Source organism: Pseudomonas sp. 3B-A001-10F (assembly GCF_056313565.1).
In genome coordinates this window covers 36,652-50,162 of the sequence record NZ_JBQYFW010000023.1, presented here as the reverse complement: position 1 = coordinate 50,162, position 13,511 = coordinate 36,652, and the positions used below count along the sequence as shown (strand labels likewise).

The 13,511-nt window shown below is 61.0% G+C and carries 14 protein-coding genes; 9 read left to right on the top strand and 5 right to left on the bottom strand.

What is annotated here, in order from left to right; genetic code table 11:
- Window positions 1-210 precede the first annotated feature (210 nt).
- Entirely contained in the window at window positions 211-831 is a 621-nt protein-coding gene (locus AC0ZWN_RS19885; protein WP_476336220.1) for a LysE family translocator, read from the top strand.
- Here the strand turns inward: AC0ZWN_RS19885 and AC0ZWN_RS19880 are convergent.
- Window positions 828-1,241: a VOC family protein gene (locus AC0ZWN_RS19880; protein ID WP_116254913.1), complete on the bottom strand. Its 414-nt coding sequence runs from the start codon at window positions 1,239-1,241 to the stop codon at window positions 828-830. The two genes, AC0ZWN_RS19885 and AC0ZWN_RS19880, sit on opposite strands and share 4 nt — an antisense overlap.
- A gap of 210 nt (window positions 1,242-1,451) precedes the next feature.
- On the opposite strand from AC0ZWN_RS19880, the gene AC0ZWN_RS19875 reads away from it, so the two are divergent.
- The 3 genes from AC0ZWN_RS19875 to AC0ZWN_RS19865 are packed head-to-tail and all read left to right on the top strand — an operon-like array spanning window position 1,452 to window position 3,994.
- Entirely contained in the window at window positions 1,452-2,534 is a 1,083-nt protein-coding gene (locus AC0ZWN_RS19875) for a bifunctional transcriptional activator/DNA repair enzyme AdaA (RefSeq protein WP_476336219.1), read from the top strand.
- Window positions 2,535-2,566: 32 nt separating this feature from the next.
- Window positions 2,567-3,364, top strand: coding sequence for an isocitrate lyase/PEP mutase family protein (locus AC0ZWN_RS19870; RefSeq protein WP_460100396.1), 798 nt, complete (start codon window positions 2,567-2,569; stop codon window positions 3,362-3,364).
- On the top strand, window positions 3,365-3,994 hold the full coding sequence (locus AC0ZWN_RS19865) for a DNA-3-methyladenine glycosylase family protein (protein WP_476336218.1): 630 nt from the start codon (window positions 3,365-3,367) through the stop codon (window positions 3,992-3,994).
- A 335-nt stretch (window positions 3,995-4,329) separates the two neighbouring features.
- Here the strand turns inward: AC0ZWN_RS19865 and AC0ZWN_RS19860 are convergent, their stop codons facing one another.
- The 3 genes from AC0ZWN_RS19860 to AC0ZWN_RS19850 all read right to left on the bottom strand — a co-directional run bounded on the left by AC0ZWN_RS19860 (window position 4,330) and on the right by AC0ZWN_RS19850 (window position 7,528).
- Window positions 4,330-5,427, bottom strand: a complete 1,098-nt coding sequence (locus AC0ZWN_RS19860; protein ID WP_476336217.1) for an extracellular solute-binding protein — start codon at window positions 5,425-5,427, stop codon at window positions 4,330-4,332.
- Window positions 5,428-5,429: 2 nt separating this feature from the next.
- Entirely contained in the window at window positions 5,430-6,539 is a 1,110-nt protein-coding gene (gene aguA / locus AC0ZWN_RS19855) for an agmatine deiminase (RefSeq protein ID WP_038366106.1), read from the bottom strand.
- Between the two features lie 104 nt (window positions 6,540-6,643).
- Window positions 6,644-7,528: a LysR substrate-binding domain-containing protein gene (locus AC0ZWN_RS19850; protein ID WP_476336216.1), complete on the bottom strand. Its 885-nt coding sequence runs from the start codon at window positions 7,526-7,528 to the stop codon at window positions 6,644-6,646.
- A gap of 376 nt (window positions 7,529-7,904) precedes the next feature.
- Here AC0ZWN_RS19850 and AC0ZWN_RS19845 point away from each other — a divergent pair, with 376 nt between their 5' ends.
- Window positions 7,905-8,420, top strand: coding sequence for an HvfX family Cu-binding RiPP maturation protein (locus AC0ZWN_RS19845; RefSeq protein ID WP_476336215.1), 516 nt, complete (start codon window positions 7,905-7,907; stop codon window positions 8,418-8,420).
- 3 nt (window positions 8,421-8,423) lie between these two features.
- Here AC0ZWN_RS19845 and AC0ZWN_RS19840 read toward each other — a convergent pair whose 3' ends face one another.
- On the bottom strand, window positions 8,424-10,040 hold the full coding sequence (locus AC0ZWN_RS19840; protein WP_476336214.1) for a L,D-transpeptidase family protein: 1,617 nt from the start codon (window positions 10,038-10,040) through the stop codon (window positions 8,424-8,426).
- Between the two features lie 151 nt (window positions 10,041-10,191).
- Between AC0ZWN_RS19840 and AC0ZWN_RS19835 the strand changes: the two genes are divergently transcribed.
- The 4 genes from AC0ZWN_RS19835 (at window position 10,192) to AC0ZWN_RS19820 (ending at window position 13,510) form a co-directional block, all read left to right on the top strand.
- The gene (locus tag AC0ZWN_RS19835; protein WP_093442598.1) at window positions 10,192-10,905 is read left to right on the top strand and encodes a murein L,D-transpeptidase catalytic domain family protein; all 714 of its coding nucleotides are present in this window, start codon (window positions 10,192-10,194) and stop codon (window positions 10,903-10,905) included.
- Window positions 10,906-11,159: 254 nt separating this feature from the next.
- Window positions 11,160-11,417 carry a DUF2790 domain-containing protein gene (locus AC0ZWN_RS19830; protein ID WP_064389346.1) on the top strand — a complete coding sequence of 86 codons (258 nt, stop codon included), beginning with the start codon at window positions 11,160-11,162 and terminating at the stop codon, window positions 11,415-11,417.
- A 9-nt stretch (window positions 11,418-11,426) separates the two neighbouring features.
- The gene (locus tag AC0ZWN_RS19825; RefSeq protein WP_007918415.1) at window positions 11,427-12,098 is read left to right on the top strand and encodes a heavy metal response regulator transcription factor; all 672 of its coding nucleotides are present in this window, start codon (window positions 11,427-11,429) and stop codon (window positions 12,096-12,098) included.
- Window positions 12,095-13,510: a heavy metal sensor histidine kinase gene (locus AC0ZWN_RS19820; protein WP_476336213.1), complete on the top strand. Its 1,416-nt coding sequence runs from the start codon at window positions 12,095-12,097 to the stop codon at window positions 13,508-13,510. The genes AC0ZWN_RS19825 and AC0ZWN_RS19820 overlap by 4 nt, the downstream gene beginning before the upstream one ends.
- Window position 13,511: the final 1 nt, after the last annotated feature.

The following is a 13,511-nucleotide window of genomic DNA, read 5'->3' as shown; positions in this document are numbered from 1 at the left end:
CACGGCTATCGCGGTTTCTGACCGGCCGGATAGATATTTCTGCCGAAACTATCACCCTCTGAGTCTTTCAGAGTGAAGGCATCTGCAAAAAGTTCGACCGCGTTGCCCAACGGCACCGGGCGCTGTACCGCGACAGCGCCGCGTGACTGTATGGGTCTGGGCGCCCGGAGGCTGTGCTAAAAATATCGCTCTCGTTTCTGGAGTGCCGTCATGGATCTCGCCACCCTCGCCTTGTTTCTCCCGGCCTGCTTCGCCCTGAACATGGCCCCCGGGCCAAACAATCTGCTGTCGGTCAGCAACGCCACACGCTATGGCTTTCGCCGTGCCTGCACGGCGGGTATCGGGCGGATTCTGGCGTTCGCCGGGATGATCGCACTGGCCGGTGCCGGTCTGTCGGTGGTGTTGCAGACTTCGGAATGGTTGTTCCAGGCGATCAAGATCATTGGCGCGGCGTATCTGTTGTACCTGGCCTGGCAGTTGTGGCGGGCCAACCCCGAGGCCGAACAGCAAGCAACGGGCACGACCGTTGGCTTCTTTGCTTTAGCACGACAGGAGTTTCTGGTGGCGGCGGGCAATCCGAAGGCGATCCTGTTGTTCACCGCGTTTCTGCCGCAGTTCGTCGACCCGGCGCGCCCGGTGGCGGCGCAATTCGCCGTACTCGGCGTGCTGTTCCTTTTATTGGAGTGGATCGCCATCAGCGCCTACGCCTGGATGGGCCTGCACATGCGCCGCTGGTTCGCCGAGCCGCGCGGCAAACGGATCTTCAATCGTTGCTGCGCAGGCCTGCTGTCGGCAGCGGCTTCGGTGCTGTTGCTGGCCAAACGCGCTTAAGCCTCGGACGGGCCTTTGAGTTCGACCTGATTGCCGTCCGGGTCGAAGCAGTACAGCGACAACCCTTTGCCCTCGGCGCCGAAGCGTGACTCGGCTTTGGCCACGCTCAAGCCGAAGGATTGCAAGTGCGCGCGCAGTGCTTCTTCGTCGAACGGCTCGATGCGCAGGCAGAAGTGATCGACGTTACGCCGCTCGCTGCCGGCCGCCCCGCCGCCCTTGCGACCGAGTTCGCCTTGCAGGTCGACGAGGTCGATCATCGAAGTGCCGGCGCGCAGGTGTATCAGGCCCAACGGTTCGTTGCGCTTGACCACTTCGGCGCCGAACACCTGGCCGTAGAAGTCGATGCTGCGTTGCAGATCGGCGACGCGCAGGACGATGTGATCGATATGCTGGATGGAAAACGGATGCATCGGACACACCTCAACAAACGGTAGGAGCTGCCGATAGCGGCGATCTGGGATTTTGGGACGCGGAGCGTCCCGGGCTGCATTCCCACGCAGAGCGTGGGAACGATCAAGATCGCAGCCTGCGGCAGCTCCTACACGGTAGTTCAGGGGATTTGAAAATTCACTGTCGATTTTTCGGTGGAGCCATCGACAAACTGGTTTTACTCTCAGTCCATGAACATACAAACCGCTGTCCTGCCGCCCCACGCCGAAATGGTTCGCGCCATGCTCGAACGCGACACTGCCTACGAGGGCGTGTTCTTCACGGCCGTGAAAACCACCGGGATCTTCTGCCGCCCCAGTTGCACGGCGCGCAAACCGAAACCGGAGAACGTCGAGTTCTTCGCCCACGCCGACGACTGCCTGTCGGCGGGCTATCGCGCCTGCCTGCGTTGCAAACCACTGGATGCCGCAGCCATCGCCCCGGACTGGGTGCAACGGCTGCTCAACGCCGTGGACGCCGATCCGGAGGTGCGCTGGAGCGACGCACAATTGCTCGCTGAAGGCATCGAGCCGCTGAAGCTGCGGCGCTGGTTCAAGCAGCATTTCGGCATGACCTTCCATGCGTGGCTGCGCACGCGCCGCTTGGGCATGGCGCTGGGCGGGATCAAGCAAGGCATCTCGATTGATCACGCCGCGTTTGATTCGGGTTATGAATCGCTCAGCGGTTTTCGCGATGCCTTTCAGAAGTCCTTCCACATCACCCCGGGCCGCGCCGGACACAGCGAGCCGCTGCTGTTCACCCGGTTGACCACGCCGCTGGGGCCGATGATTGCCATGGCCGAACGCCGCGGCCTGGTGTTGCTGGAGTTTCTTGATCGCCCGGCACTGACCCGCGAAGTCGAGGAATTGCAGAACCGCTACGGTTACGCGGTGGCGCCGGGGCACAACGCGCATTTGCAGCAGATCGAGGCGCAACTGACGCAGTATTTCGCCGGCCAGCTGAATACCTTTACCGTGCCATTGCACCTGCCCGGCAGCGAGTTCGCCCGGCAGGTCTGGTCGGCGCTGCTGCAAATCCCTTACGGCCGCACCAGCACCTACGGCGCCATCGCCGCCGGTTTGGGCAAACCCGGCGCCAGTCGCGCGGTCGGCCTGGCCAACGGGCACAATCGGCTGTCGATTGTGGTGCCTTGTCATCGCGTGATCGGCGCGGATGGCTCGCTGACCGGCTATGGTGGTGGGCAGCCGCGCAAAGCGTTTCTGCTGCGACTGGAAAACGCCGCCGTGCAGCTCACGCAATCCTTGGCATTCTGACGAATCGAATCAACTGACAAGAAGGATTTTTGATGAACGCGCTCGCTACGCAGTTTCACCAGTTGCACCAGCAAGGCCTGTTGATGCTGACCAACGTCGGCGACGCCACCGGTGCGCGACTGGTCGAGCACCTGGGCGGTAAAGCCGTGGCCACCAGCAGTGCGGCGGTAGCCTGGGCTCACGGGTACCCGGACGGCAACGCTCTGCCCCTCGAACGGCTGGTGTCGACGGTAGAAGCCATCGCCCGGGTGATCAGCGTGCCGTTGACTGTGGACGTTGAAGCCGGTTACTCCGATGACCTCGGACGCGTGGCCGAAGTGCTGGATGCGGTGATCGCGGCGGGTGCCGTGGGCATCAATATCGAGGACGGTTCTGCCGATCCGGAGGTGCTGGTGCGCAAGATCGAAGTCGCACGTCAGGTGGCCAACAAGCGCGAGGTGCAGCTGTTCATCAATGCGCGCACTGACGTTTATCTGAAAAGCCTTGTGCCGGCCGAGGATCGCGTCGCCGAAACTCTGCACCGCGCGGCGCTGTATCAAGCGGCCGGCGCGGATGGTTTGTTCGCGGCGGGCGTCACCTCGGCCTATGAAATCGAGGCCATCTGCAAAGGCTCTGCGCTGCCAGTCAACGTGCTTGGTTTCGCTTGCCTGCCTTCGCCCGAAGAACTGCAAGCACTGGGCGTACGCCGCTTGAGCGCCGGCTCCGGCATCGCTGAATTCCTCTATGGCGCGATGGGCGGGCTGGTGAAAAGCTTTCTGGCTAGCGGCAAACTCGACAGCCATGACCTCAAGGCGTTCACCTACGGCGAAGTCAACGGCTTGCTGAAATAAATGGCTGATGACTATCAAGCGGCCAGCGCGTTTCTGGCCGCGCTTGATCCGGACTGGCAGCGCCATGTCGCAGCGGTGGGTCCGTGCCTGCATCAACCGCATCCAGCGCGTGATCCTTATGAATCGCTGGTGCGGGCGATTGCTTATCAGCAGCTGCATGCCAAGGCCGGCGATGCGATTGTCGGGCGGCTGGTGGGGTTGTTTCCTGGGCAGACGTTTCCTCGTCCCGAGCAGATTCTGGCGACGGAGTTTGAGCGCATGCGCAGTTGCGGATTTTCCGCGGGCAAGATTGCGACGATTCAGGGGATTGCTCAGGCGACGCTGGATGGCGTGGTACCGGATTACGCCACGGCGCTGGCGATGGATGACGAGGCGCTGATCGAACGCTTGGTCAGTTTGCGCGGGGTCGGTCGCTGGACGGTGGAGATGTTGCTGATTTACAGCCTGGAACGCATGGATGTTTTGCCGGCGGATGACTTTGGTGTGCGTGAGGGTTATCGGCGCTTGAAGGGGTTGGAGGTGCAGCCGACGCGCAGGCAGATGGTTGAGATCGGGTTGGCTTGGCGGCCGTATCGGACAGTGGCGGCGTGGTATTTGTGGCGGGTGCCGAAACCGCTGCCCTCACCCTAGCCCTCTCCCAGAGGGAGAGGGGACTGATTGGGGGATATTGGGGATTTACGCCGACTTGGAATAGCGCCTGTGAATCCATGATCGCCAAGACTTCTCAAACCCATAATCGACCGCCCTCACCCTAGCCCTCCCGAAACGTCGGACCGCCCGTAGAGAGAGGGGGACTGATTGGGGGATATTGGGGATTTACGCCGACTTGGAATAGCACCTCTGAATCCATGACCGTCAGGACTTAAATCCATAATCAACTCGGGTTTTCAGGTCGATGTTTAACGCAAGACACCTCGGTCGGCCCCCTCTCCCTCTGGGAGAGGGCTGGGGTGAGGGTCAGCTTTTCACAGCCCGGACTTCAATCGGCTGAACGCCCGAATCAAAGCCCGATTGAACGCTTTGCCATTGTCATTCTTGCTGTACAGCGAAGCCCTGACCTGCGCGGACGGATACGTCCCCGGATCATTGCGAATCGATGCATCGACCAAACCATCCGCCGCCGTAATAGCGTTGGCGTAATGAATGGTGTCAGTGATCGGCGCAATCACCTCCGGCGTCATCAAATAATCCATCAGCGCCAACCCGGCCTGCGGATGCGGCGCGTCCTTGGGCACAACCATGGCATCGAACCAGATCAACGTGCCCTCCTTCGGAATCCGGTAACTCAGCGTGAACGGTTTCTTCGCCGCCTCAGCCTGCCCCGCCGCGATCGCCACATTGCCATTCCACGACATCGCCACGCAGGTGTTGCCGTTGGCCAGATCGCTGATATTCAGGTCGTTATCGAAGTAACGAATGTACGGCCGGATCTTCGCCAGTTGCTGCTCGGCGAGTTTCAAGTCATCGAGGTTCTGCCGGTTGATGTCCAGCCCCATGTACTTCATGACGGCGGCAAATACTTCGTTGGGATCGTTGAGCAGACTCACCCCGCAGTCAGCGAATTTCGAAACCACTGCCGGATCGAACAACATCGCCCAACTGTCCGTCGGTGCATCGGGCAAACGCTGCTTGATCGCCTGTTCCTGATAGCCCACACCGGTGGTGCCCCAGGCGTAAATCCCGGCATAGCGATTGCCCGGATCGAACACCGCCATGTGCTGGCGAAACTCCTCGCCAACCCCGGCAAAGTGCGGCACCCGGGTCTTGTCCAGCGGCTGGATCGCGCCGCTTTCGATGGCCCGCGACAGGTGCTGGCCGGCGGTCAGTACCAGGTCGTAGCCGCTGCGCCCGGTGAGCAATTTGGTCTCGACGGTTTCCAGCGAATCGAAGTGATCGGCGACCACATGAATACCGGTCTTCGCCTCGAAATTCTTCAGCGTATCCGGCGCCAGATACTCGCCCCAGATGTACAGATTGACCACCGGTTTGGCGGAGTCAGCGGCCTGCACACATAGGGGTGCAAGCACCAGCAATAACGCTTGAGTCAGTTTGTGCAGGCCCATGATTACACTCCTTTGCCGGCGTATTGCGGCATGGTGATGCACGCAACGTTGCCGCCGCCAAGGAGGATTTCCCGGGAGTTTTCGATGCCGACGATCTTGTGCTGCGGGAACAGTTCGGCCAGCGTCGCCATGGCAACCTTGTCGTTACGATCACCGAACAGCGGCACCACGATCGAGCTGTTGCCGGCGTAGTAGTTGATGTACGACGCGCAGATTTTCGTGCCGGCCTGACGGGTGTGAGTGCTGTCCTGCTGATCGAGGCCTTCGGCTTCTTCGGCGGTCCACTCGAGCACATCCGGTTGCGGCAGCTTGTGCACGATCAACTCGCGGCCACGGCTGTCGCGGGTGCTGCGCAAGATGTCGTAGGCCTCTTGGTAAATCTCCCACTGCGGATCGTCGCGGTTATCGGTCCATTGCAGCACCACTTCGCCGGGACGGACGAAACAGGCGAGGTCATCGACGTGGCCATCGGTTTCGTCGAACTTGCAGCCGCGTGGCAGCCAGATCACTTGTTCGGCACCGAGGTAATCGGTCAGGCGTCGGGTGACTTCGTCCTTGCCCAGATGCTGGTTGCGGTTGCGGTTGAGCAGGCATTGTTCGGTGGTGAGGATGCTGCCCTGGCCATCGCTCTGGATGCCGCCCAGTTCGGCAATCAATGGCGCGCGGTAGCGGTCGAAACGCTCGATCTCGAGGATTTTGCTGGCGATCTGATCGTCCTTGTCCCACGGGTAATAGAGACCACCGTCGAGGCCGCCATAGGCGTTGAATTCGAAGTCGACGCCGCGCACCTCACCGCTCTGGTCGTTGACCACAAAGCACGGGCCGCTGTCGCGAAACCAAGTGTCATTGCAGGTCATCTCGACCACGCGCACTTGTGGCGGCAACTGCCGACGCGCCGTGGCGAATTGCGCGGCCGATGCGCAGACGGTGACCGGTTCGCTGTGGGAGATGGCGGTGACGATCTGCACCCAGACCTTCTGCGCCGGTTTCGCGCCGTTGCGCCAGACGTCGGTGCGCTCCGGCCAGCCCAGCCAGCAGCCGGACTTGGCTTCGAATTCGCCGGGCAGACGGAAGCCGTCGTGTTTGGGGGTGGAGTCGAGCAAACGTGCCATGGTCAAACCTCGTCTTCGCGATAGAAATGGAATGACCACAGGCTAAGGGCGCAAGCCACGCGCTCGCCAACGATGATTATTACGGAACAGTTGAATTCAACTCATCAATCGGCCAGTTGATCGTTGAACCATTCGAGCATCTGCGCCACCGCCGGACGCTCCAGCCGCAGCCGCTCGCAGACCAGCGCATATTGGCCGAGCGCGGTCATGCTGGAGGCGAAGGGCCGCACGAGGCGACCATTCTGTAAATCCTCCTGCGCGGTGAGGTTATCGCCCATGGCCACGCCCTGCCCTTGCGCCGCCGCTTCCAACGCCAAACCAGCATGGGCGAAATACAACTGACGTTGCGGGCGTAAATCGCCGGCGTGGCTGGTCAGCCAAGCGGTCCAGGTCTTGCCGTCCTGATCGTCGTGCAGCAGGCAGTGGCGAGCCAGATCCTTCGGGGTTTTCAAAGTGCCCTGGTTGAACAGGCCGGGGCTGCACACCGGGAAGAACTGCAAGGCTGGCAGCGGCCGAACGAAGTAAGCACTGCTGTCCACCGGGCCGGTGCCGTAGGTGATCGCCAGGTCGATGTCTTCGCCGGGCGCCGTGGCATCGATCGGTTGTTCGTAGAGGTGCAGGGTGATGTGCGGATAGCGCGCGTAGAAATCGGTGAGACGACTCATCAGCCACTTCTGCGCGAGTTCGGCAGTGACGGCCAGTCTGAGCACGGCCAGTGAGGATGGATCTCGCAGCTCATCGCAAGCATCGCCGATCAGTTCGAAGGCTTGTTGCAGGCTTTGCATCAAGCGGCCGGCGGCGATGGTCGGGCGGATTTGTCGACCTTCGCGGATGAACAGCGAGACGCCGAGTTGCTCTTCGAGCTGGCGGATCTGATGGCTGACGGCGCTGTCGGTGACGCACAGTTCGGCGGCTGCACGGCCGAAATGCGCGTGGCGGGCGGCGCATTCGAAGGTGCGCAGGGCGGCCAGGGAGGGAAGTCGTCGCATGGGGGGGGTCCGTTTTTTTGGTCATGCTGACTGGGCTTTGGGGGCGCGTCCAGCCTTGTCACCCTCACCCCAGCCCTCTCCCGGAGGGAGAGGGAGCCGATCGGGGGATATTGAGGATGTACGCCGACCTGAACGTGTTTCGGTGAATCCATAATCGACCGGATTTCTCAGGTCGATGGATGACGCAAGACAACTCGGTCAGCCCCCTCTCCCTCCGGGAGAGGGCTGGGGTGAGGGGCCTTTGACTGTATCGCACTGTATATCCCGAAGCCGCAGACACACCAAAAGCACAATCCCCACACCGTCGACACACACCCGATACACCCCAACGCTGAAATGCCCCGGTCGATTTCACTCAACTCACCGGAGCTGCATCATGACCGCCACCCTTTCAACCGCCATCAAAACCCTGCACCTGAACCTCGACCGCGCCGGCACCTGGCTCGCCCCTCTAACGCTGCGCCTGTTCATCGCCTGGGAGTTCTTCGAGTCCGGGTTGGAAAAATTCAACGGGCAGAACTGGTTCGAGGACATCCAGGACAGATTCCCCTTCCCGTTCGATCACCTGCCGGCAATACTGAACTGGGAACTGTCGATGTGGGCCGAACTGATCTGCGCACTGGCGATTCTGCTTGGCTTCGCCACGCGAATTTCGGCGGTTTCGCTGATCGTGGTCACCGTCGTCGCGACCGCCGCCGTGCACTGGCCCGCGGACTGGTCGTCACTGAGCGAGCTGGCGCAGGGGTATGCGATCACCAACAAAGGCTTCGGCAACTTCAAGCTGCCGGCAATTTACCTGGCGGCGCTACTGCCGCTGGTGTTCGCTGGGGCTGGCAAGTTGAGTGTCGATGCGTGGCTGGCGCGGGTGTTCTGGAACCGAAGCACCCGCTAAGGCTCAATGCGCTCGATCAAGCCCCACCAACAATGCGCTATCGCGACTGTAGATGTCCGGTGAGTAACGCACGCGGCCACTGCTGTCGACCTGTGCCGTCCAGTAGGTCATCAGGATCGGCACCGGTTCCGACAAGCGAAATTCGTGGGTGGTGCCGGTAGCAAGCAAGGTCTCGGTGCGGGCCTTTTCCGCCGGGGTGAGCAGCAGATCACGCAATTGCATCGGGTGCTCGACCCGCACGCAGCCGGAGCTGAAGGCGCGCGGACCTTTTTCGAACAGCGCCTTACTTGGTGTGTCGTGCAGGTACACCGAGAACGGGTTGGGGAAGCGGATGACCATTTGCCCCAACGGATTACGCGGCCCGGCGTCCTGACGCAGCATGATGTTGCCGGGGTTGTCCCAATCGATGTCCGCCGCCGCCAGCGGCTGCCCGTTGGCGTCGAGCACTTGCAGGTTCTGCCGGCTGAGGAAGGTCTGGTCCTTGCGGATTTCCGGCAGCTTGTCTTCTTTCCAGATGGTAGGCGGCACGGTCCAGGTCGGGTTCAGGGTCAGGCGTGTCACCCGCGATTTCAGCAGCGGCGTCTGGCGTTCGGCGCGGCCCACCTGAGTACGTGTCTGCCACACCGCCACACCGCCCTGATACAGCGTCAGTTCCGCGGCGGCGACGTTGACCAGCAAGCCATTGGGCTCCAGATCCTGAGCCATCCAGCGGAAACGCTCGAGGTTGACCCGCAGTTGTTCGCGGCGGCTCAGCGGACTGATGTTGAGTTCGGCAATCGTTCCCGGCCCGACGACACCGTCCGCCTGCAGCGAGTGGTTGGCCTGAAAACTCTTCACCGCGTCGACCAGTACGCCGTCATAAGCATTGCCGGGCGTACCAATAATCTGAGTCAGATAACCTTCGTTGTAAAGACGCTGGGCCAGTTCCGGCACGCGTTTGTCTTCCATGGCCGGGCGCAACAGCGGCCCGCTGCCCACCGACTGCCATTGCGGCAAGGCTTTAAGCCGTTGCGCGGCGTAGAGCTGACGCAGGTCCTGATATTGCGCCAGGCGCGGCCGGGCCAGATCGAACGCGGCGGGAATGTCGTGCATGCCCGGTACCGCGATGGCCAACAATTCCGCCTGACGGTCGCGTGGGGTGGCGTCGGCATGCCACAGCGGTTCGAAGTGCGATTGCAGCAGGCTTCCGTAATGCAGATCCTGCAGGGCCTGGAGGTAGTTGCGGCTGATGTCGATGTCGGCACACAACTCGCCATCCTGAGGCGCCGTGGTTGCGACCGGATAGCGTTTTGGATTGAGGCCATCATCGGCCAACAACTGTAATTGCGCCTGCAACATCGGCAATCGCGCAGATTCACTCGCCCACACCGGCATCCAGTCCTGCTGCTGGTAGAAGGCCTGCAATTGCGTCAGCGCCGGGCCATTGAGATGCGCGGCAATCGCCGGGCATGACTGCGCCAGACTGATCAAAACTGCCTGCAAGGGACTTTGCGGCTCGACCGGCATTTCTGCCGGTGGCGTCGGCAGTGTTTCCAGCGGCGGTAGCGGTTCATCGGCACAAGCGACAAACGGCGCAGCGAGCAAACAAATGCTCAAGTAGCATGCGTACTTTTTGAACAACTGCTTTACTCCAATCCATGGCCGTCTAGATGATGGCCAACCTTACATCAGGTGCGCTGAACAGTCAGGCTCGATCAACGGGCTTGCCGGTATTGACTGGGAGTCAGGAGCCAAAGTGCCAAATAAGTAGCAAGTGAGGACACTTTATAAAATGTTGACGTTTTTGCGCCGACTGCTGTTGACCACCGCGACCCTTGTCGCCGTGTCCAGTCCCGTTTTTGCCGCCGGCAAACCATCGCCGGTTCTCTACACCAGCCTCGCGCACGCCGCGCCAGAACTCAATCCCCAGGCGCTGAAAGGTGCCCTGAACGCCATGCAATGCGCGGTCAACAGCGGTGCGAAACCGTCGCGTCACCTGGCGATCATCGACTATTCGCAGCCGTCCACCGAACGCCGTCTGTGGATCTTCGACCTCAACAAAAAGAAACTGGTGCTGCGTGACCTGGTTGCTCATGGTTCCAACTCCGGGGAAAACTTCGCTACGCAGTTTTCCAATGTCGAAGGCAGTTACCAGTCGAGCCTTGGCCTGTTCCGCACGCAGGAAAGCTACAGTGGCACCCACGGTTATTCGCTGCGCATGGACGGTCTGGAGCCGGGTTTCAATGACATGGCCCGCGATCGCGCGATCGTCATTCACGCCGCCAGTTATGTGAATCCGTTGTGGAGCAAGAAACAGGGACGCATCGGCCGCAGCCAAGGCTGCCCGGCAGTGCGGCCGCAGATTGCCAAGCAAGTGATTGATCGCCTGAAGAATGGCCAGTTCATGTTTTCGTGGTACCCGGATCAGCGCTGGCTGAAGTCGTCGCCGTACCTGAACTGCCAGCCGCAGCAGGTGGCGAGCATCCTCAACACCCACGCGAGCTGACGGCACAACCTGTAACCCTGTGGGAGCTGGCTTGCCAGCGATAGCGGTGGATCAGTCAATGAAATTTTGACTGTGCAGGCCTCATCGCTGGCAAGCCAGCTCCCACAAGGATTTGAGTTGAGTCTGGAAAATCTTCGTACACCGTTTCATTACAACTTTGTCATTCAGCTGTCGGTTTGCCGTGCGGATCGCTCGGTAGCCTGAAGTTGTCCCGGCGCCAATGCCGATCAACTCCGACCACTGAGTGACTGACCATGAAAACCCTTCTGCTCGCCTTCACCGCCCTCCTCGCCACCGGCAGCGCGTTCGCCGCGAACATGCCCGACACCGCCGTGATTCATGACAAATCCGGTTTCTACGTCAATCTGGATGTCGACAAAGTCCTGTCCAGCACCGATATTTCACAAGCGTGTGGCGTGGTCCCGGCGCAATTGAATTACCTCGACCATCAGGGCCGCGAACATGTGCTGGACTATCAGGTACAAGGCAGCGGTTGCATCAATGACCATTGAGACTGATCGATGAATATTCTGGTTGTCGAAGACGAACCCAAGGCGGGCAACTATCTGCTCAACGGTTTGCAGGAACTGGGTTACAGCGTCAGCCTCGCCCGTGACGGCGCCGACGGCCTGCACCTGGCGCTGGAACACAGTTTCGATGTGATCGTGCTCGATGTGATGATGCCGAAAATGGATGGCTGGGAAGTCCTGCGCCGGCTGCGCAAGGAAGCTGATACGCCGGTGCTGTTCCTCACCGCCCGCGACGATATCGCTGACCGCGTCAAAGGCCTCGAACTAGGTGCCGATGATTACCTGATCAAGCCGTTTTCCTTCGCCGAACTGGTGGCGCGCCTGCGCACCCTGACGCGGCGCGGGCCGATCCATGAAGACGAACAATTGCAAGTCGCCGACCTGCAGATCGACGTGCTCAAACGCCGCGTAAGCCGCGCCGGGGTGCGCATCACCCTGACCAACAAAGAGTTCGCGTTGCTGCAGTTGTTCGCCACTCATACCGGCCAGGTTCTCGCCCGTTCGCTGATTGCTTCACGGGTGTGGGACATGAATTTCGACAGCGACACCAACGTGGTTGATGTCGCGGTGCGCCGCTTGCGGGCGAAGATCGATGACCCGTTCCAGCTCAAGCTGATCCATAGCGTGCGCGGCATCGGCTATCGCTTCGATACGCAACCATGAGCGCCCATCGCCCGTATTCCCTGACACTGCGCCTGGCGCTGGTGTTTGCCCTGCTCGCGTTCGCCTCGCTGGCCGGCCTCGGCGCTGCGCTGTACGGCGAACTCGAAGCGCAACTGATTCGCCGCGACGACATCTCACTGGTCAGCCGCGTCGATCAGTTGCGCACCTTTCTCAATGACAGCAACACCCTCGAATTGATCAAGAACAAACCGGCGTTGTTCCAGAACATGCTTGGCAATCGCGAAGCGTTGCTGACCATTGGCACGCCGGGGCAACCGCCGCTGCTGGTGGTCAATCCGGGCAATCTGAGTACGCCCACGTTGCCGCCGGTGCCCAGCGACCAGCCGATGACGCTCAAGGACGTGCAGCACTTGCCGAGCGTCGACGGCGTGCCATTTTCGGCGGTGGCGGCGAGTATCGATTCCGGTGAACTGGGCAACTTGCAAGTCACCACCGGGCGGTTGATGAGCGAGCGCACGGCGATGCTCGCCAACTACCGCTTGAGTGTTTATGGCCTTGCCTCACTGGCGGCACTGTTGCTGGCGGTGGTGGGCTGCCTGCTGATGTATCGCGGTTTGTTGCCGTTGCGGCGACTGGCGAAACACGCGCATGGCATTGGTGTCGGCAACCTTGGCGAACGCCTTGCCAGCAGCGGTGCACCACGAGAATTGCAGCCGATGATCGAAGCCTTCAATGCCATGCTCGACCGCCTCGCCAAGGGTTTTGCGCAGTTGAGCCAGGTGTCCACCGACATGGCCCATGAGTTGCGCACGCCGATCAACAACCTGCTCGGCGAAACCCAGGTGGCGCTACAGCAGAACCGCAGCATCGAGGCCTATCAGCAGTTGCTCGCCTCCAACGTCGAAGAGCTGGAGCGCCTGACGCGCATGCTCGACAACATGCTGTTCCTCGCCCGCACCGATCCGGCCAGCGCGCTGAGCCAGCGCCAGGAGCTGGACGCGGCGGATGAAATGCAGCGCATTGCCGATTATTTTGAAGGATTGGCGGCAGATGTCGGGATGAGTATCGAGGCTCGTGGTAGTGGTGTGATCTGGGCCGAACCGATGCTGCTGCGCCGTGCGCTAGCCAACCTGTGCGCCAATGCGATCAAGTACGGCGCGGCGGATTCGACGGTGCAGGTGGAAGCGATTGCCGAGTTGGATGGCAGTTATCTGCGGGTACGCAATCAGGGCACAACCATTGCCCCTGAACATTTGGCGAGGCTGTTCGAGCGTTTTTACCGCGTCGATCAGTCACGCGAGCGCTCAGCGCAATCCAATGGTTTGGGCTTGTCGATCGTCGCGACCATCATGCAGTTGCATCAGGGCCGCTATAGCGTCAGCAGTGCCGATGGCATCACCTGCTTCGAACTGTTCTTCCCCGCCCGGCAAGACAGCACAAATCCCCTGTAGG

Bases quoted from the DNA above. Each gene is read 5' to 3' on its own strand.
- AC0ZWN_RS19850 (WP_476336216.1), bottom strand. From the start codon at position 7,528: ATGCGACGACTTCCCTCCCTGGCCGCCCTGCGCACCTTCGAATGCGCC.
- AC0ZWN_RS19825 (WP_007918415.1), top strand. From the start codon at position 11,427: ATGAATATTCTGGTTGTCGAAGACGAACCCAAGGCGGGCAACTATCTG.
- AC0ZWN_RS19885 (WP_476336220.1), top strand. From the start codon at position 211: ATGGATCTCGCCACCCTCGCCTTGTTTCTCCCGGCCTGCTTCGCCCTG.
- aguA (WP_038366106.1), bottom strand. From the start codon at position 6,539: ATGGCACGTTTGCTCGACTCCACCCCCAAACACGACGGCTTCCGTCTG.
- AC0ZWN_RS19875 (WP_476336219.1), top strand. From the start codon at position 1,452: ATGAACATACAAACCGCTGTCCTGCCGCCCCACGCCGAAATGGTTCGC.
- AC0ZWN_RS19870 (WP_460100396.1), top strand. From the start codon at position 2,567: ATGAACGCGCTCGCTACGCAGTTTCACCAGTTGCACCAGCAAGGCCTG.
- AC0ZWN_RS19860 (WP_476336217.1), bottom strand. From the start codon at position 5,427: ATGGGCCTGCACAAACTGACTCAAGCGTTATTGCTGGTGCTTGCACCC.
- AC0ZWN_RS19830 (WP_064389346.1), top strand. From the start codon at position 11,160: ATGAAAACCCTTCTGCTCGCCTTCACCGCCCTCCTCGCCACCGGCAGC.
- AC0ZWN_RS19820 (WP_476336213.1), top strand. From the start codon at position 12,095: ATGAGCGCCCATCGCCCGTATTCCCTGACACTGCGCCTGGCGCTGGTG.
- AC0ZWN_RS19880 (WP_116254913.1), bottom strand. From the start codon at position 1,241: ATGCATCCGTTTTCCATCCAGCATATCGATCACATCGTCCTGCGCGTC.
- AC0ZWN_RS19835 (WP_093442598.1), top strand. From the start codon at position 10,192: ATGTTGACGTTTTTGCGCCGACTGCTGTTGACCACCGCGACCCTTGTC.
- AC0ZWN_RS19845 (WP_476336215.1), top strand. From the start codon at position 7,905: ATGACCGCCACCCTTTCAACCGCCATCAAAACCCTGCACCTGAACCTC.
- AC0ZWN_RS19865 (WP_476336218.1), top strand. From the start codon at position 3,365: ATGGCTGATGACTATCAAGCGGCCAGCGCGTTTCTGGCCGCGCTTGAT.